The 16,804-nt window shown below is 61.5% G+C and carries 16 protein-coding genes and 1 tRNA gene; 9 read left to right on the forward strand and 8 right to left on the reverse strand.

Annotation, left to right across the window (positions count from 1 at the left end):
* Positions 1–45 precede the first annotated feature (45 nt).
* From GJR98_RS08985 to GJR98_RS09005, 5 genes are read right to left on the reverse strand one after another with little or no spacing between them, the layout of a single operon-like run.
* Positions 46–567, reverse strand: a complete 522-nt coding sequence (locus tag GJR98_RS08985) for a DUF7344 domain-containing protein (RefSeq protein WP_151137476.1) — start codon at positions 565–567, stop codon at positions 46–48.
* Between the two features lie 8 nt (positions 568–575).
* On the reverse strand, positions 576–2,585 hold the full coding sequence (locus GJR98_RS08990; RefSeq protein ID WP_151137478.1) for a SpoVR family protein: 2,010 nt from the start codon (positions 2,583–2,585) through the stop codon (positions 576–578).
* Positions 2,582–3,901 carry a YeaH/YhbH family protein gene (locus GJR98_RS08995; RefSeq protein WP_151137480.1) on the reverse strand — a complete coding sequence of 440 codons (1,320 nt, stop codon included), beginning with the start codon at positions 3,899–3,901 and terminating at the stop codon, positions 2,582–2,584. Before GJR98_RS08995 ends, GJR98_RS08990 begins: the two co-directional genes overlap by 4 nt.
* The gene (locus GJR98_RS09000; protein WP_151137482.1) at positions 3,892–6,165 is read right to left on the reverse strand and encodes a PrkA family serine protein kinase; all 2,274 of its coding nucleotides are present in this window, start codon (positions 6,163–6,165) and stop codon (positions 3,892–3,894) included. The genes GJR98_RS08995 and GJR98_RS09000 overlap by 10 nt, the downstream gene beginning before the upstream one ends.
* Positions 6,166–6,167: 2 nt before the next feature.
* Positions 6,168–8,240 carry a PrkA family serine protein kinase gene (locus GJR98_RS09005; protein WP_151137484.1) on the reverse strand — a complete coding sequence of 691 codons (2,073 nt, stop codon included), beginning with the start codon at positions 8,238–8,240 and terminating at the stop codon, positions 6,168–6,170.
* A 509-nt stretch (positions 8,241–8,749) separates the two neighbouring features.
* On the opposite strand from GJR98_RS09005, the gene GJR98_RS09010 reads away from it, so the two are divergent.
* Genes GJR98_RS09010 through GJR98_RS09020 form a run of 3 tightly spaced genes read left to right on the forward strand, consistent with a single transcriptional unit; the run spans position 8,750 to position 10,289 of the window.
* On the forward strand, positions 8,750–9,130 hold the full coding sequence (locus GJR98_RS09010; protein ID WP_151137486.1) for a DUF5820 family protein: 381 nt from the start codon (positions 8,750–8,752) through the stop codon (positions 9,128–9,130).
* A gap of 25 nt (positions 9,131–9,155) precedes the next feature.
* Positions 9,156–9,605: a UPF0179 family protein gene (locus tag GJR98_RS09015; RefSeq protein ID WP_151137488.1), complete on the forward strand. Its 450-nt coding sequence runs from the start codon at positions 9,156–9,158 to the stop codon at positions 9,603–9,605.
* A gap of 48 nt (positions 9,606–9,653) precedes the next feature.
* Positions 9,654–10,289, forward strand: a complete 636-nt coding sequence (locus GJR98_RS09020; protein ID WP_151137490.1) for an HAD family hydrolase — start codon at positions 9,654–9,656, stop codon at positions 10,287–10,289.
* Positions 10,290–10,310: 21 nt separating this feature from the next.
* Here GJR98_RS09020 and GJR98_RS09025 read toward each other — a convergent pair whose 3' ends face one another.
* Positions 10,311–11,159 carry a succinylglutamate desuccinylase/aspartoacylase domain-containing protein gene (locus GJR98_RS09025; RefSeq protein ID WP_151137492.1) on the reverse strand — a complete coding sequence of 283 codons (849 nt, stop codon included), beginning with the start codon at positions 11,157–11,159 and terminating at the stop codon, positions 10,311–10,313.
* A gap of 131 nt (positions 11,160–11,290) precedes the next feature.
* A complete protein-coding gene (locus tag GJR98_RS09030; RefSeq protein ID WP_151137495.1) occupies positions 11,291–11,776 on the reverse strand; it encodes a DUF309 domain-containing protein in 486 nt (161 codons plus the stop codon).
* Between the two features lie 95 nt (positions 11,777–11,871).
* Here GJR98_RS09030 and GJR98_RS09035 point away from each other — a divergent pair, with 95 nt between their 5' ends.
* From GJR98_RS09035 to GJR98_RS09045, 3 genes are all read left to right on the forward strand, one after another.
* On the forward strand, positions 11,872–12,063 hold the full coding sequence (locus tag GJR98_RS09035; protein ID WP_151137497.1) for a hypothetical protein: 192 nt from the start codon (positions 11,872–11,874) through the stop codon (positions 12,061–12,063).
* An 80-nt stretch (positions 12,064–12,143) separates the two neighbouring features.
* Entirely contained in the window at positions 12,144–12,803 is a 660-nt protein-coding gene (locus tag GJR98_RS09040; RefSeq protein ID WP_151137499.1) for an urease accessory protein UreH domain-containing protein, read from the forward strand.
* 45 nt (positions 12,804–12,848) lie between these two features.
* Positions 12,849–12,932 (forward strand) — tRNA-Leu (locus GJR98_RS09045).
* Between the two features lie 823 nt (positions 12,933–13,755).
* Here the strand turns inward: GJR98_RS09045 and GJR98_RS09050 are convergent.
* Complete coding sequence (locus GJR98_RS09050) at positions 13,756–14,037, reverse strand: hypothetical protein (protein WP_151137501.1); 282 nt, start codon at positions 14,035–14,037, stop codon at positions 13,756–13,758.
* 101 nt (positions 14,038–14,138) lie between these two features.
* Between GJR98_RS09050 and GJR98_RS09055 the strand changes: the two genes are divergently transcribed.
* From GJR98_RS09055 to GJR98_RS09065, 3 genes are all read left to right on the forward strand, one after another.
* On the forward strand, positions 14,139–14,936 hold the full coding sequence (locus GJR98_RS09055) for an inositol monophosphatase family protein (protein WP_151137503.1): 798 nt from the start codon (positions 14,139–14,141) through the stop codon (positions 14,934–14,936).
* Positions 14,937–14,999: 63 nt separating this feature from the next.
* Entirely contained in the window at positions 15,000–15,470 is a 471-nt protein-coding gene (locus tag GJR98_RS09060) for an Lrp/AsnC family transcriptional regulator (RefSeq protein WP_151137505.1), read from the forward strand.
* Between the two features lie 126 nt (positions 15,471–15,596).
* A complete protein-coding gene (locus GJR98_RS09065; protein ID WP_151137507.1) occupies positions 15,597–16,736 on the forward strand; it encodes a DUF63 family protein in 1,140 nt (379 codons plus the stop codon).
* Positions 16,737–16,804 lie beyond the last annotated feature (68 nt).

Consider the following 16,804-nt stretch of genomic DNA (forward strand, 5'->3'; position numbering starts at 1 on the left):
CGGGGTTAGGATGGGGTCGACTTGAGTCGAGCGGCCGTTCGTGTACTAGATACGGTTTCGCGCCAAGAGACCGAGTTCTGCTCCGCTGACGAGGGCGACGATGACGAGCACCACGAGCGCCACGAGTCGCGGGTCGACACGAGCGATGACGGGCATGCCCATCCACCCCGCGAGCACGAGTGCGAGGCCGGCGAGACAGGTCGTGAACGTGAGCATCGCGAAGGGACGCTGCGCAGGGTCGTCGACCAGATACGGTTCGAGTTCGACGGCAGTGCCACCGAGTGAGACCACCTTCGCCGCCGAATCGTAGGCGACGATGTGGAGCGTATCGAGTTTCGGGAGGTGCGTCTGGTGCAACGAGATGTAGACGCTCTGGCGAACGTTTCGCGGCGGTGGCGACTCGCCGGACTCTACCTCGGCGATGTGTTCAGCGAGGTCACCGACGGACTGTTCGTCGCCGCTCTCACGAAGTCGTTCGAGGACGAGTCGACGCCGTCCGTTGCGGAGGACGTCGTGGATGACACCTTCGTCGAGCGACCCGCTGTCGTCCCGGTCAGACGGTCGCATCTCCCTGCTTAGAGCCAATCATCGGGCTTCGTGTCGTAGTCGATATCGCTGGCCGCGATACGCGCTTCGAGGTCAGGGTCGAGGTCGCTGACGGTGAACTCGGTTCCGTCGTACCGGATGCGAATTGCACGCTCGACGGGCGTCGGTTCGCGCCCGCGGCGACGGGCGACTTCTACCTCGTGTTCGTCGAACTCCTTGATGATGGTCATCAGGTTGACCGGGCGGCCCCAGAGGTGGTAGACGCGACTCATGACACCACGGGCCTGCTTCACGTCGAGGATGACGCCGTTGTACTGGTGGCCGAGGAGCAGTTCTCCGCGGTTGTCGAAGTTCCCATCGTAGACGGCGATGGTCGGTTTCCCGAAGTTCGTGAACTGGAACAGCAGTTTCTTCTTCACGTCTTCGTACTGCGTCGACGAGACGCGGAACTGTCGTGACGACTGCGAGAACTCGTAGGCGAAGTAGTGGTTCGCGCGGACGAACTCCTCGGTGAGGAAGGCGTCGAGGAACGTCACGTCGTTGTGGCTCTCGCGAATCTCGCGCATGCGGTCCCAGCCTGCGGCCTTGTTCACGTCGGCGAGCGCTTCGTCGACGCTGTCGTACAGTTCGTCGTCGAACATGTACCGTGACAACTGTTCGAGTTCGGACCGACGGATGCGACGGAGGAACCCACGGTTCTGCGGTTTGACGAGCGAGTAGTGCCGCGCTGCGAGTCCTTCGTACGAGAGGACCTTCCACGGGTAGGCATCGACGTCGATGGACTCGTCACCCGACAGCGCTCTGTCGAGCATCTCGTGGTCCACTCGTGGGTCGTCCGGGCCGAGTGCAGCGAGTTCGTCCAGTGACTCGGCGTCGACGCCGTCGATGACGGGGTCGGTCCGGAGGAGTGACTGCACCTCGTCGAAGTCGACGACTTCGTGGAAGTTTCGCCACGTGATTCCTTTGATGCGGAGGAGTTTTTCGGCAACCTCGGCGCGGTTCGTCGTGTTCTCGATGTACTCCCAGAGCTCTTTCCCCAACTTGTAGGGGTTGAGTCCGGGCGACCCGAGGACGCGCGACTGGTGGTCGGCGTAGGTGATGAACTCGTCCGTGCCGGCGAACCGTTCGTCGCCCATCATGAGCGACTCCCAGTAGGCGGCCCACCCCTCGTTCATGACTTTCGTCATCTTCTGGGCGGCGAAGTAGTACGCTTCTTCGCGGAGCATGTCGAGGACGTCCTTCTGCCACGGTTCCATCTCCTCGGCTTTCCCCGTCTCTTCGTCGAAGCGCATCCCGTGTTCGCGGATGTAGGCAAGCACGTCTTTTCGGGGGTCTGTGAGTTTCGCTGCTTCCCGTTCGGCTTCCTCGATTCGGTCCAGCCACTCTTCGTCGAACACCTCGCGGCGCACGTCGTCGGAGATGTTCAGGCTCTTGAGTTGCGACCGGATGTCTTCGGGGATACGGCCGTCTTTGTCTTTGGCCGCTTCACGAATCGACCGGTGTTGGTCGATGGTGTCTTCGAGGCAGAGCACGGCGTCGATGAACTTCTCGACTTCGTCGCGACTAACGTCCGGGTTCTGGACGTAGCGCTCGATTGCCTGTGCGTGGCGTTCGAGCATCGCCGCGGCGTCGAACTGGCCTTCGTCGGAGAACAGGCCGAACCACTGGTTCTTGTTGAAGAAGTCCGAGTGGGCTTCGACGTGTGTGATGACGGCCTTCTGGTCGGCCAGCGAGTTCGACTCCTGAAGGAAGGCGTTCGCTGGTTCGTCGTTGTTGACGATTTCGAACGCTTTGCCCATGCCGAACTGGTCGGTCTTGCGCTGGCGGTCGTACGCCATCCCCCATCGCCAGTGTGGGTACCGTTCTTGGAACCCGCCGTAGGCGATGAGTTGGTTCATCTCGTCGTAGTTGACCACCCAGTAGTTCACCGGGTACGGGTCTAACCCGAGTTTGCGGGCCAGCGCGCCCGCTTCACGAACCGGTTCGTCGAGGCGGGCGGCCTCTTTCTGTGCGTCTCTGCGGTGTCGTCTGAAACTCATTCTGCTGTCGCCTCCGTGCTGAGGATGCGGTATATCGCGTCGATGACGTCGTCGGGTTGGGAGACGTAGGCGACGACGACGTTTCCTTCGCCGCTGAGGGTCCGTTCGACTTCCTCGGCGTGCGTCGCGTTGATTGCGGTGCCACCGGGTTGCGTCTCGACGTAGGCGTGGAGGTTCGCGTCTATCTCCTGCATGAGCGGGATGACCCGCTCTTTGGTGTCGTTCGAGGAGTTCTCGGAGTCACCGGCAGCGAAGACGTAGCGGTTCCACTCGCGCCACGGGTAGCGCTCTTCGAGCACCTCTTTGGCGAGTTCGTACGCCGACGAGATGCGCGTCCCGCCGCCGGACCGAATGCCGAAGAACTCGTCGCGTTCGACTTCCCACGCCTCCGCGTCGTGGGCGATGTAGACGAACTCTGCGTGGTCGTACTTGCCCGTGAGATACCAGTCGAGCGGTGTGAAGGTGCGCTCGACGAGTTCGCGCTTGGTCTCGCGCATCGACCCGGACACGTCGCGGATGTTGACCACGACGACGTTCGAGCGCTTCTTCTCGATTATCTCGGGGTGACGGTAGCGTTCGTCTTCACGGCGGAAGGGAATCTCTCTGAGTCCATCGCGGCGGATGCGCTGGACGACCGTCGTTCGCTCGACGTTCTCTTCCATCGCTTCGAACGACTCCCACTTGTCGCGTTCGTCGTCGGGAATCCGACTCCACTCGTCGTCGATCCACGCGAGCGAGACGAGGATGTTTTTCTCGCGACACCAGCGGTAGACGTCGTCGGCCGTGGTGTCTTCGACTTTCATCGCCTCGCGGACGAAGTCCTCGTCGAAGTCCATCGCGAGTTTCCGCTTGAGACCTTCTTTGAACAAGCGCTCGAAGTCGAGGGTGCTGTGCGGGCCGGTTCGGGTGATATCGGTGAAGTCGCCTTCGACTTCCTCGATGACCTCCTTACCTTTCGGTTCGAGCTGTAAGCCGAGTTCTTCGTCGAGGGCCTCTGCGAACTGCTCGGGGTCCATCTCGTAGTACTCGTGTTCAGCCCCTTCTTCGCCGGGTTCGCCGTCGTCACCCTCACCGGGGGCTGGTTGGGGTTGGCCGAGTGGTTGGCCCACGTCGGGCGTCCCGCCTCTCCCTTGGCCGACGCCGCCCATGTCGAGGCGGTCGTACCGGAACTCCGGGAGGTCGACGACCTTGATTGGAATCTTGATGTCTTTCGCGCCGGAGGCGCCGAGGTCACCGTAGGAGATGAACTCCTTGAGGTCTTCACGGCGTTCTTCGCCGACTTCGCGGAATCGTTCGAGGTCGTCTCTCAGTCCCATGTGTAACTCACTTCCTTCATCACGACGCGACTCGTGAGTTCGGCCGACGCGGCGGTGTAGCCGCGCTTTTTCAGCTCTTCGATAGTTCGGTCTTTGACGCGGGCCGTCTCGGTGTTCGCCGGCGGGTCGTCCCACTGTCTCGGGTCGAGGTCCGGGAACAGGCGGCGCACGTCTTCCCACGCGTGCGTCTCGAGGACCGTCCGGATGACGGGTATCTCGGTCAGGTCGACGTCAGAGACGGTGAATCCCTCGTCACGGTTCTCCCACGCGTAGCGGTTGAGCGCCGTGATGACCTTCTCGTTGCGGAACGCCTCGACTTCCTCAGAGGGGTCGTTCCGCTCGTAGTCGTCGTTCGAGAACCGACCGAGGTGTTCGGTCTCGAAGAGTTTCATGAGCAACGGGTCGGGGTCGATGGGACCGCGTTCGGTCTCGATTTGGTCGTCCGATGCCCACGCGTAGACGTGTTCGACGTACTCTTCGACCGTCTCGCGCTGGACGCCCTTGTCGGCCAACACGGCGTCGAGCACGTCGTCTTCCTGCTGGTCGAAGATGTACGCTTTGACCATCGAGACACGGCCTTCGTACTCCGACGACTCGGCGCGCGAGAACACCGGTGCGTCCGGTAACTCGTCTACCATCGCGTCGAGGACGTCCGATGGCATGACCACTGCCGACACGTCGAGGTCGGGGTGGTGTCGGTCGAGTCGTTCGTGGAGCAAGTCGGCGATAACGTCGCGCGTGAACGTCACGGGAATCCCGTGCGTTCCTTCGATGTCGCCGATGAAATCGAACGCAGACACCTCGCGGCGCTGGTCGCCGACCTGCAAGTAGCCACGGTCGAACAACAGCGCCTTGTCTACGAGATTCAGTTCCAAGTCGGGGTCGAGCGGGATGTCCTCGGGGTCGAGGCGCGTCACGACGCTGTAGAGTGCCGCCGCTTCGATGGCGTGTGGTGCGAGTTCGCGCGCGCGAACTGCCCCCGGCCCCTCTCGAACGTCCAGCGTGATTGCTTCGGCGACGCGTTCGGCCATCTGCTCGGGCGCGTCGGTCCAGACGCTCGTCTCGTTCGCCAGTTCGCGGCGGATGAGTTCTGCCTCCAGCGAGAGGTTCGTCAGGTAGCGGAACTCGTGTTTGTTCAGGCGTCGTTTGAGGGCCTTCAGCGGGTCCCGTCCGTTTCTGTCCGCGAACTTGTCGAGTTCGGCGTCGAGGTCTGGGTTCGAGATGATGACGAGTTGGGTGTCGATGTCCATCCCGATGCCTTTGTCCAGTTTGACGTGTCCCTCGTCGGGGACGTTCAGGAGTTTCTGGAGCAAGTCGGCGTGCTGTGTCGCGTCTTCGACGATTGTGAGGAGGCCGTTCCCCTGCGAGAGGACGCCGTCGTAGCTGAACGCCTGTGGGTTCTTGCGCCCCCGAGAGTTCAGTTCGCGGAGCATGCTCGGCATCCACGACCCGACGAGTCGCTCTTTCGGCGACCCGTCGTCTTCAGAGTGGAGGACACCGATTCCTCTCCCCACGTCGACGACGTAGTTCTTCACGCGGAGGTGCTTCTCGTCCGTGGCGGCGCTGAAGAGGTCCTGCCGGCCAGCGCGTCGGTACTCCTCTTCGAGGTAGACGTACGCCTCGCGGCAGAACGGGTCGAGCGCTTCGTCGACGTCGATGGGGATGTGGTCACCGTTGGTCTGATTGAGGTCACTGAGCAACCGCTTTCGGACGTCGCCCGGGAAGACCGAAAGCGGGTGTGACTGGACCGGACTCTCGTACCAGTCTTCGTCGTCGGACTCGACTTCGCCCCCGTAGGAGAGCCCGCGCGTGTCGGCGGCGTTCGCGATGTTCCACTCGACGGTGTATCGGCGGCCGGCGTCGGTCTTCGAGTACTCACGCAGTCCGTTGATGAGACAGCGTTTCAACTCGGATTTCCCCGTGGCAGTCGGCCCGTCGAACCAGACGATTTTCTCGGCTTTGCCGCGGTCGGCGGCAATGGTTCTGAGGTCGTCGACGAACGCGTTCAGCACGTCGGTGTTCCCGAGGACTGCGTGTTCTCCGTCGTTGGCCGGGTCGTCGAAGAAGCGGTAGCGCTCCTTCTCTTCACCCTGTTCGACCACGGGCCGAGTCCCCATCGACTCGATGGCTTCGAGGAGATACTTCGACGCGTGTGACGCAATCGAGGGCGACTGGAACGCCGCTTCGACGTACTCGGCGAGTGTCATCGGCTCCTCGTAGGTGCCGCGAAGGTCCTCGTCGGCGTCGCGAATGTAATCTCGCATGGTCAGCCTTCGAGTTCGCTCTTGGCCACCTCCGCACCGGCGAACTCGAGCACCTCCCGGGCTCCGTCGCGCGAGTAGCCCTGGTCGACCAGTGCGTCGACCCAGGCGTTTCGCTCGTCGTCGTCGAGCTCGTTCGCGCTCACGAGCGCCGAGAAGTTGATGTTGTGTTTCTTGTCTTCCCAGAGTTTGCGTTCGAGGGCGCGGCGGAGTCGGTCGTTGTCCTGCGGATTGAACGAGGTTCCCTCACGGGCGCGCCGCGAGACCCAGTTGGAGACTTCTTGTCGGAAGTCGTCCTTGCGGTCTTCGGGGATGTTGAGTTTCTCTTCGACCGCGCGGAGGAACTTCTCGTCCGGTTCTTGGTCGCGGCCCGTCAGTTCGTCTTCGACCGTCGCGTCGTCGATGTACGCCATGACGTGGTCCATGTACTTCTCGCCCTGTCGGCGAATCTCGTCGATGTCGTACGCGAGGGCGTGGCGAACGTCCTCGATGGCGCGTTCTTTGTACTCCTCGCGGACCATCTCGAGGTAGCGGTGGTAGCGTTCGAGGTTCTCCTCGGGAATCGACCCGTGGTTCTCTAAGTTCTCTTCGAGGTGGGTGAAGGACGAAAGCGGCGAGAGGTACTTGCGGCCACGGTGGGTCGCGTCCATGATGGCCTCGGCAATCTCGTCGCCGATGAAGCGAGCGGAGACACCGTCCATTCCCTCTGCGATGTCGGCTTTCGCTTCGCCTTCCTCGCGGAGTTTCCGCACGTCGACGTCGTCACCATCGTCTAACTCGCCGTTGTAGGCTTTCGCCTTCTGGACGAGCGTGATGGTGTCCGAGTCGGGTTCGACGATACGGGTGAGGACACCGAACAGCCCGGACATCTCCAGCGTGTGGGGTTCGACGTGGATGTCGGGAACGTCGGCGTTCCGGAGCATCTTGCGGTAGATTTCTGCTTCCTGTTCGTACTCGAGGACGTACGGGAAGTCGATGCGTTTCGTCCGGTCGTTGAACGCCTCCATCTTCTCGTCGCCTTTCTTCTCCCGGTATTCGGGCATGTTCGTCCGCCCGACGATGACCTGGTCGATGTCGATTCTGGGGTTGTTCTTCGGCTTGATGGTCTGTTCCTGCGATGCGTGCAGGAAGTCGTAGAGGAACTCGCGCTGGAGTTTCAGCAGTTCCTCGCCGGAGAAGATACCGCGGTTGGCGTTACAGAACGCACCGGCGTAGTCGAACGCTCGCGGGTCGGATTCGCCGTAGACCGCGAGTTTCGAGTAGTTGACGTCGCCGGTCAGTTCGGTCTCGTCTTGGTTCTTCTTGTCTTTCGGTTCGAACGTCTCGATGCACTGTCGCTTGTTCTCGGAGGCGACGAGTCGGATGACTTCGATGTGGTTCTCTAAGACCGACTCCAGGTCGTCGTCGTAGTGAGCGAGCAGTCGGTCCATGAAGAACTCAGACGCGGGGTCGAGCGCCTGGTCGTTCCGAATCGTGTACGGTGCGTCGAGGTTCTCGTTCAGTCGTTCGATGACGATGTCGCGTTGCTCTTGGGGGAGTAACACGATTGGGTCCTGATTCATCGGCGACTGGACCACGTTGTCGGAGGGGTCCTGGTCGCGGATGACGTCACCGAGGTTCGTCCACCGGAAGGTGTACATGCGGCCATCGTCGCGCATCGTGTAGTCCTCGAAGTAGCGTCGAGAGAGCCAATCGAAGTGCGACTTGCCGGACCCGACGGGGCCCAAGAGGAGTTTGATGCGTTTTTCGGGGCCGAGGCCGCGGGCCCCTGATTTCACCTTGTTGACGAACTCGTGTATCGACTCGTGGACTTCGCGGCCGTAGAAGACGTTCTCTCCGTCGTGTAACGAGTCCTCGGAGGCCATGAGGTACTCCACGACACCCGCATCTTCGTCGTAACGGGTGCCGTAGAAGTCGAACATGTCCGCCACGCGTTGGTGGGCGTTGCGAGCGATTTTCGGGTCTGCGTAGACCTCTTCGAGATACCACTCGAAACTCTTCGCCTCGCGGAGGTCCGCGGGCACCGAGTCTCTGTAGTGTTTGCTCAGGTCTGCGAGTGTTTCAATTTCGCCGGTCATTGTTCGTGGAGCCTCGTCGGACCGGCCGTCCACAGACGGTCGAAGGCGACGTGCCCGCAGCAGCGGGTCACAGACGACACCAAGCGACTCGAAGACACGCAGCCTCGAACTACGGGGGCCGGTCGCTGGGCACCGCCGACGCTCCGCGCTCACGACAGGACGGCAACTAGCGACAGAATCGGCGATTGGGGGTACGATGCGCGGGGGCGACTCGCTCGGTCCAGTGACCGAGACTAATTCTCTATGAGAGACGTTAACATATAACGCTTTCTCTGAAAGTAGTCAAGAATTTGTCTAAAACGAAATAATGCCCGGATACATACCAGCCTCACAGACCCTTCGGTAGGCCGGTGTATGTCGATTTAATCGATGATTCAGCGACGTGTCGGTGTCGTTAATCGAGTCGGTGTGAAATCATGTCCTTCTTCATCGGACGTTTTTCAGACGGATTCTCGTCCCGTGCGCCGAAAAGCGGGAAGCCTTAGGAAGTACGGAGAACTAGCCAGCGTATGACCGACCTGCCCGACGGGTGGACTCTCTGGAACGACGAACCGGAGGGACGGCGAATCCTCGCCTACCGTCCCGACGTGTTCAACGAGTCGTCGTTCCCGGCCGAGTGTATGCCCACGATATTCGTGTGGAACGGGTCGCGGGCGAAGCGCCCCGGCGCGTCACAGATACGCACCGACACGTGGCACGCCGTCCTCTACATGGAGCCAGAAATCGAGATACACGTCGAGGCGTTCGACTCACGGGAGGCGGCCGTCGACGGCGCGACCGACATCGCTCGCCGCTTCTCCGATGGCGAGTTCGACTACCGAAGTGCCTATCAACTCCCTCGCGACGACTACTTCGAGAAACTCGACGAGCTGACCGGGCGGGAGCCTTAACCACCCTGCGAGTGAAGAAATTGGCATGACCTCCGTCACACTCGTCGGTGCCCGGTTGACAGACCCGGGGACCGAGTTCGTCTACCACGGTGAATCGAGCGCCTGTGAGGGGTGCCCCTATCGCCGCCAGTGTCTCAACCTCACCGAAGGCGTCCGGTACCGCGTCCTCGGCGTCCGTGAGAACACGCAGGTGCTCGACTGCGCCGTCCACGACGAGGGCGTCCGTGCCGTCGAAGTCGAAACCGCCGCAGTGACAGCAAACGTCCCGTCGAAGGGTGCCTACGCCGGCAGCAAAGCCAGTTTACAGGGTCCGTGCCCGCACACCGAGTGCCCGAGTCACCAGTACTGCGTCCCCGAGGGTGCCGAGTTCGACCAGGAGTACCGCATCAGCGACGTCATCGGCGACCCACCGCACCAACACTGTTATCTCGACCGAAATCTGACGCTCGTCGAGTTCGAAGCGGCCGACGAATAGACAGACGGGAGACCGGTACTTTTCACGCCCGTCGCCGTTTCGGCGTTCATGACGACTGCAGTCTTTTTCGACCTCGATTTGACGCTCCTCCAGTACACCGAGGACTTCGAGACGATCTTCGAAACTGCGGTACCGAACCCACCGGAGGGAGCGTACGACCGATATCTCTCCGTTCTCTTCGAATCGTTCGACCAGCTTTCGACGAACCCCTATCGCGAGGGGTTCGATGCTGTCGTCTCCGAGTTCGAAGTCGACACCGACCCAGAGACACTCGTCGAACGACACCACGAGGCTGAACTCGCAGCGACGACCGTCGCCGACTCGGCACGGCGTGGACTCTCGACGGTCGCTTCTCGCTACCCGACTGGCATCCTCACGAACGGTGCACCGGCGATGCAACGGGCGAAACTCGAACGGCACGACCTCGAATCCATCGTCGATGCCGTCGTCGTGTCGAACGACCCCGAAGTCGCGTCTCGAAAACCAGCTGCTGGAATCTTCGAGGCTGCCGAAGCGGCGCTCCCTGCCGACGAGTACGTCTACGTCGGCGACACCTACGACGAGGACATCGTCGGTGCCCGACGCGCGGGGTGGGATGCACTCCACGTCGGTGACGATGGTCCAGAAACCGACCCCGCGCGGGTCGAATCGGTCGAAGACGCAGTCGCTCAGTTGCTCGACTGAGGAAAACGAGCCGTACCCGGATTACGGAAGTTCACCGACTTTCTGCCCGGCGTAGCCGAAGATGTCGGCGTAGCCGTACGCAGAGAGCAAGATGGGGTAGAAGTCTTTCTCGGCGGTGAATAGCTCGTCGCCGGCGCGTGCGAAGGCTTCTCCCTCCTCGACTACCTTGAAGTTGTTCGCGAGGACTTCGTACTCCTCGGCATCGGGCTTGGGAATTCGCTCGAGCAGTTTGAACACCTCGAGGCTATCTTCCTCGGGTGCAGCGAGTTTCAGTCGGTCGTCTTCCGTCTGAGACTCCACGTCGTTGCCACCGTCGCTTGCGACGGCCGGCGCTGGAAGGACGTTCGTCGCGGTGAGGAACGCCCGAATCAGCCAGTATGCGTTGTCGGCAGCTTCGTCTGATTTCTGCAGACCTGCTTCGACTTCGACGGTGTGGGCGTGTTCGATGAGGCGCCCTTCCGCGAAGTTGTTCGTCTCGACGGCCACGTCGACGGGGAGTCGAGGGAGGATAGAACGAGAAATCGCATCGACGGTGTCGACGATGGCGAACGGTTCAGCGTACGACTGCGTCGAGTGGATAGAAAAGGCAGTCGTCCCACGGACTTCGCGGCCCAGGTCGTGGGCGAGGCGCTTTTCGTGACTCTCAGCGTGTGGGTCGCCCGGGAAGGCACGATTGAGGTCCTCGTCGAGGTACCGAACGTCCTCGTCGAGTGCTTCCTCGTTGGCGATGATGAGTTTCACCGGGCGTTCGACGTCTGGGTCTTCCGCAACGAACCGTTCGATGGCCCGCGCGCCACACGGTTCGTCACCGTGAATCGACCCGACGACTGACACTTCCGGGGTGCCGTCACCGAGTTCGTAGATTCGCATTGGCGATTCCTAGAACTAGAGGGTAAAGGCGTTTTAGATTCGTTCTGTGTGTTGGCTGCCACGAACGGCAGAAAAAACCGATATCGTTTCTCCCGGCTGTCAGGTAGCGGCTCACTCGGTGTGTCGGCTGACTAGTGGTCCAATCGTTCGGCGTACTCGTAGTCGGCAGGATACGCAGTCGCTCGTTGTCCGTCGAGAGTGATTTGCCACCCGTGGAGTGTCGTCGGGTCGTCGAGTGCCGCCCGAAGCGTCGCTCGAACGTCGTCGACGTCGACGCCGTAGAAGTCGCTCGGAGTGCCGCGGAGGTACTGGAGCGCGGTTTCGAAGAGCGAACGCATGCCGACGTCGTTCTCGAAGTCGAAGTGCTTGTAGGCGCCTGCGGCGACCTGCACCATTCCGTGGAGGAAGGCGCTCTCGGTCGTGCCTGCGCCGTAGTTGTACCACTCGTCTTCGAAGCAGTCGTGACTCTCGTGAAAGTCACCCGAGTTGAACAAGCGAATACCGTGTTCGACTGCTCGCCGGAGCGTCGCGTGTTCCCACATCCGTATCTCCTCGTTCCACCCAGACGGGTTCCCGAGTGGCGGGGCGACACTCGGGTCGCGGGTGTGTTCGTCCATGAGAGTCAACTGGTCGGGAATCCCGGTAATTCCATCGGTGGCTGAACGGAGACGCTCGCGGAGTGTTTTACAGGGGTGGAGACCAAGTAGTCGATATGGACAACGCAGACACCGACTGCGCCTATTGCGGGTGCGACGTGTGGCGACACGACCCCGTGTTCGTCGAGGAAGTCGACAGTGGAGAACGAGTCCCTGCGGGTGCGTTCTGTAACTACGCCTGTCTCACGTCGTACGTCGAGGAGGAAGGACTCGCTATCGGCGCGACCTGTGAGTTGCCATCGGAGTGACTGTCTGGGGGCGCGAGCGCGCGTCGATTTTTCGCCGTGATGCACGCCATATTTAGGGCCGGTTCGCTCACTCTTGGGCAATGGCACTCGCATCAGCGCTCGTGGCGGGCGGGGTCATCGGCATCCGGCACGCGCTGGAGGCCGACCACCTCGCCGCCGTCGCCACGATGGTCGAAGACGATGGCAATCCGAGTCTCGTCGGCGCATCGTGGGGCGTCGGGCACTCGATTCCAATCGTCGTCGTCGGCCTCCTGTTCGTCGCCCTCGGGGTTCGCCTGCCCGAGTCGGTGACGCACTTCTTCGAGCTCGCTGTCGGTGCGATACTCGTCGTCCTCGGGGGTCGGATGCTCTTTCGTGCCGCGGACGTGCCGGTTCCAACCCTCCGTGACCACAACCACGGTGACCGCGAACACCGACACCTCTCGCTCGGAGACGTTGCACTCGGGACGAAGCACACGCACGTTCACGACGAGTCGTTCGCAGTCGGCGTCTTCCACGGGTTCGCCGGAAGTGGGGCACTCGTCATCGCGATGGTCTCCGCTGCGCCGGGTATGGGACAGGCCGTTGCCTTCCTCACCGCGTTCAGTCTGTTGACGGTTGCGACGATGGCGACCGTCTCCACACTGTGGGGTCGGTCGATGGACATCGGTGGGACACGACTGTTGCGCGCTGTGGCGGGCGTCGTCGGCATCGTGGTGGGCGGACTCCTCCTCGTCGAGCAAGTTGGTGTTCTCGTCTAACGATTCGCAACGTTTTAGCGGTCCCCCTGACGTACTTCCATACGCGCGAGGGTAGCTAAGTCAGGAAAAAGCGGCGGACTCAAGATCCGCTCTCGTAGGAGTCCGTGGGTTCAAATCCCTCCCCTCGCATCCTTCTCCGAACGACAGTGAGGAGAGCGATGCGTCCGGGTGAGATTTGAACCAACGAGCAGCTTGCTGCGAGAGAGGTTCAAATCCCTCTCCCTCGCACGTGTGCCGACAAATTGCCCCCGAACCAACCGTGAGTATCGACCGCCTCCTCCAACCCAAAAATACCCACGTCCGTGCCCAAAATATCAGTAAATTTACTACAGGTTAGGCGCGCGTTTATCACGGCCGTGTACATTTTCGCCACCGCTCGCATTCCGATGTCTCCGTGGCCATGTCACTCGTCAGCAACAGACCACGTTTCTCGTGAAAAACGCTATACTCCGACGCATCTGGTTCGACATTCGATGACCACCAACAGTGAGCTGGGGCGTCTCGATATACCAGTCGTGAGACGTGAATTTCAATCAAGATAGAGGTATCAGAGAGTATCAGAAACATTCATTATGTTATCGAGCATACTATAGTATTGCCGGAAGCGCAAGGACGCACCGGATGACCAAACCGAATCCATTGGATGGCGGGATAACCGTCAACGATGGTATGCATCGCAAGATGCAGAGGAATGGGATCGACACGAACACCGAGTCTTTCGTAAAAGGAAGACGAGGTCAAAGTGCCGAAGAGGAACCGAAACAACCCCGATAACCACTCTGCGAGTGAGTGGCGGGAAAGCCAAGTACCGGACCACGAGGAATCGGAGTTCGGGAAGTCGGCGCAAGCCGAAAAAGGCTGTGAGGGTTGTGGAAAACGTCTTCCGTCCGGGTTCTAATTGCGAATTCTGGCGTTTTCAGTTATCTACCCATCGAGCCAGCGGTTCGTGTTTTCAGACGTCTTCAGACCCAGTGAGCATCCGCTTCATCACGTGGAGATACTCGGACGCGACGACTGGTTCGTCTGCCGCAGTCCGCTCGACGGCGGCGACACCGTGTTCGAGTCGCTCTCGAACCAGCCCTGGGGGTACCTTGTGTCGAACGATACCCGCTGCTGTGTCGATACGCTCCAGTGCAGTTTCGGTGTCGCCACGTCGAACAGCGTCTCGGGCTTCGTCGAAGGATTCGACGAGCGCGTCACGAACGCTCACCGGGAGGTCGCCTGCATCTCTCACGCATCCCGGTAGTCGGTTCAATGTGATAAGCCACGGGGCCGATGTCCGTCGGTCCGCCATCGTTCGATGGATATAGGCCACTGCCCACTCCTGTCACGCCTATGAACGAACTCGGTGCCCGTGCGGACCGCGCACAGCGAGCAGCACGTGACGGTGGGGCAGTCGCTCGACGAGCCTTTCGCACTGACATCTCTGTGGAGACGAAAGGCGGAAAGACGGACGTCGTCACTGAGGCGGACCGCGCCGCACAGCGTCGCGTCGTCGAACGCATCCGTGGTGCCTTCCCGGACGATGCCATCGTCGGCGAAGAGGCGGACGCACTGAAGGCAGTCCCCGAGGACGGTGAGTCGTGGGTCGTCGACCCCATCGACGGGACCAACAACTTCGTCCGCGACATCCCCGTGTGGGCTACGTCGGTGGCGGCCGTCATCGACGGTGAGCCGGTCGCTGCCGCGAACTTCCTTCCAGCACTCGAAGACCTGTATGCTGCCGACGACGAAGCGGCCTACCGGAACGGTGAACGGATTTCCGTGAGCCAACGCGACGACCCCGAGACGTGTACCGTCTGTCCGACGTTCTGGTGGAACTACGACGCTCGCGACGAGTACGCCGCCGCGACGCGTGGCATCGTCTCTCGATTCGGCGACATGCGTCGGTACGGGAGCATGCAGATTGCACTCTCGTACGTCGCAGACGGCGCTCTCGACGGTGTCATCACGAACAAGCAGGCGAACCCGTGGGACTCGGTCGCCGGCGCACACCTCGTCCGGATGGCCGGGGGAACAGTCACCGACCTCGACGGGAACGAGTGGCGACACGACTCACAAGGACTCGTCGCGTCGAACGGTCACGTCCACGATGCCGTGCTCGAAGCGGCGCGTGAGACGCTGAACCTGTAACACGACAACAACGTCGTTGGTCTTTCCGCAAGTGCGAAGTTTGCCCCCTCTGTACGGGGTGATATGGACCTCGACGCGACGGACCGGGCTATCCTTCGCCTCCTGATGGAGGATGCGCGGACGCCGTTCAGTGAGATTGCGCGCCAAATCGATATGTCGAGTGCGACGGTTCACGACCGAGTGGGCCGGATGGAAGATGCAGGCGTCATCCAGGGCTACCACGCACAGGTCGACCCCCGAAAGGTCGGGTTGGGAACGTCGGCACTCGTCGGGTTTCGCGTCAAGCAGGGACGCGAAAAAGAGGCACTCCAGCAACTCCGCGAGATAGAGGGTGTCCAAGAGATCAACCTCACGACCGGTGAGTGGGACGTGATGCTTCGCGTGTACGCCGAAGACACCGACGCGCTCCGCGAACTCATGTTCGACCACATCGCAGAACTCGAAGGCTTCTCTCGCTCGCAGACGATGGTCATCCTCGGAACCGAGTACGACGACCCTGTCTTGCCGATTCACGACCCCGAAGACGACGAGTAAGGGCGGCTCGGCCGACATGGCGGCGACTCAGCCGACGATAGTGGCAACTTGCGCACCACGGGGAGGCGTGCACTGAGAGTGCGATAGACCGGAACCCTAAACAATCCCGCCGTCGGGGTTTCGGCTATGGCAACGGTATCAGAGCGAGTTGGTCTCGACCCCGAGCGCCTCTGGGGCATCGGCGTCACGGCCATCCTCGTCGCACTCGTCGGCGGGTCGCTCGCGTTCCCTCGCGTCGTCTACGACGGCTTCATCTGGAAATACTTCTGGGGGCCAGTGCAGGCGGACGCGAACTCGGCCGTCTGTGCGACACGGGCAACTGGCGTCACCGAGTACCTCGGTAGTTCGAGCGCCTGCGCCGCCGCAGCCCAACCGGTCGCGTACCCCGGCTATACGCTCGTCTCAGAAGTTGGGTACATGGTCACGCTCGTCATCGCGCTCACGGGCGTCGTATTCCTGCTTCGCCGTCTCGACATCGGCGAGAAACCACGATTCTTCTACGCGCTCATCCCGTTCATGTTCTTCGGCGGCGCGTTCCGCGTGGTCGAAGACGCGAACGACGCGCCCGGAATGGTCGACGCGCTCATCACCTACCCGCTGAACACGCTCGTCATCAGTCCGGTCATCTACGTGACCGTCTTCGCAATTACGCTCGTCGCCGTCGTCGGGAGCGTCTTCGCCGAGCGAGCAGGCATCGTCGACGAGTACGTGAAACCACTGTTCGGTGCCGGTGTCGCCATCCTTGCAGTCACGCTCGGCTATCTCCTGTTCCTCGGCCTCACGGGCGCGCAGGGTGCGACGTTCTACCCGCAGGTGCTCGTCGTCATCCTCGTCGGTGCGACCGTCGTCGCTGGCGTGACGTGGTACCTCCTCGAACGCTTCGCCCCCGAAGTCAACGCAGGAACCGGCCTCATCGGACTCGTCATCATCTGGGGCCACGCCGTCGACGGCGTCGCAAACGTCGTCGGTCTCGACTGGATGACGGCGCTCGGTGCCGGAAACAACCTCATCCCGAAGCATCCGGTGAACCAGGCCGTCGTGGACTTCACCGCGTCCACGCTCCCCGAATCGATTCTCGCCATCACCGGCGACGCGTGGCCGTTCTTGCTCGTCAAAATCGTCGCCGCGACGGCCGTCGTCTGGGTGTTCGACGAGCAGATATTCGAGGACAGTCCGCGCTACGCAATCTTGCTCCTCATCGCCGTCCTCGCAGTCGGCCTCGGGCCAGGAACGCGTGACATGCTTCGCGCGACGTTCGGGGTCTGAAGCCCGACTCACCGAGACGCTCGCTGATTTTCGACCTGACGAAGGTTCATATACGAATCCGCGGCCAG

This window comes from Haloferax marinisediminis, assembly GCF_009674585.1.
Classification (GTDB): domain Archaea; phylum Halobacteriota; class Halobacteria; order Halobacteriales; family Haloferacaceae; genus Haloferax; species Haloferax marinisediminis.

Excerpts from the sequence above, each read along its gene's own strand:
- GJR98_RS08985 (WP_151137476.1), bottom strand. The coding sequence starts at position 567 with ATGCGACCGTCTGACCGGGACGACAGCGGGTCGCTCGACGAAGGTGTC.
- GJR98_RS08990 (WP_151137478.1), bottom strand. The coding sequence starts at position 2,585 with ATGAGTTTCAGACGACACCGCAGAGACGCACAGAAAGAGGCCGCCCGC.
- GJR98_RS08995 (WP_151137480.1), bottom strand. The coding sequence starts at position 3,901 with ATGGGACTGAGAGACGACCTCGAACGATTCCGCGAAGTCGGCGAAGAA.
- GJR98_RS09000 (WP_151137482.1), bottom strand. The coding sequence starts at position 6,165 with ATGCGAGATTACATTCGCGACGCCGACGAGGACCTTCGCGGCACCTAC.
- GJR98_RS09005 (WP_151137484.1), bottom strand. The coding sequence starts at position 8,240 with ATGACCGGCGAAATTGAAACACTCGCAGACCTGAGCAAACACTACAGA.
- GJR98_RS09010 (WP_151137486.1), top strand. The coding sequence starts at position 8,750 with ATGACCGACCTGCCCGACGGGTGGACTCTCTGGAACGACGAACCGGAG.
- GJR98_RS09015 (WP_151137488.1), top strand. The coding sequence starts at position 9,156 with ATGACCTCCGTCACACTCGTCGGTGCCCGGTTGACAGACCCGGGGACC.
- GJR98_RS09020 (WP_151137490.1), top strand. The coding sequence starts at position 9,654 with ATGACGACTGCAGTCTTTTTCGACCTCGATTTGACGCTCCTCCAGTAC.
- GJR98_RS09025 (WP_151137492.1), bottom strand. The coding sequence starts at position 11,159 with ATGCGAATCTACGAACTCGGTGACGGCACCCCGGAAGTGTCAGTCGTC.
- GJR98_RS09030 (WP_151137495.1), bottom strand. The coding sequence starts at position 11,776 with ATGGACGAACACACCCGCGACCCGAGTGTCGCCCCGCCACTCGGGAAC.
- GJR98_RS09035 (WP_151137497.1), top strand. The coding sequence starts at position 11,872 with ATGGACAACGCAGACACCGACTGCGCCTATTGCGGGTGCGACGTGTGG.
- GJR98_RS09040 (WP_151137499.1), top strand. The coding sequence starts at position 12,144 with ATGGCACTCGCATCAGCGCTCGTGGCGGGCGGGGTCATCGGCATCCGG.
- GJR98_RS09055 (WP_151137503.1), top strand. The coding sequence starts at position 14,139 with ATGAACGAACTCGGTGCCCGTGCGGACCGCGCACAGCGAGCAGCACGT.
- GJR98_RS09060 (WP_151137505.1), top strand. The coding sequence starts at position 15,000 with ATGGACCTCGACGCGACGGACCGGGCTATCCTTCGCCTCCTGATGGAG.
- GJR98_RS09065 (WP_151137507.1), top strand. The coding sequence starts at position 15,597 with ATGGCAACGGTATCAGAGCGAGTTGGTCTCGACCCCGAGCGCCTCTGG.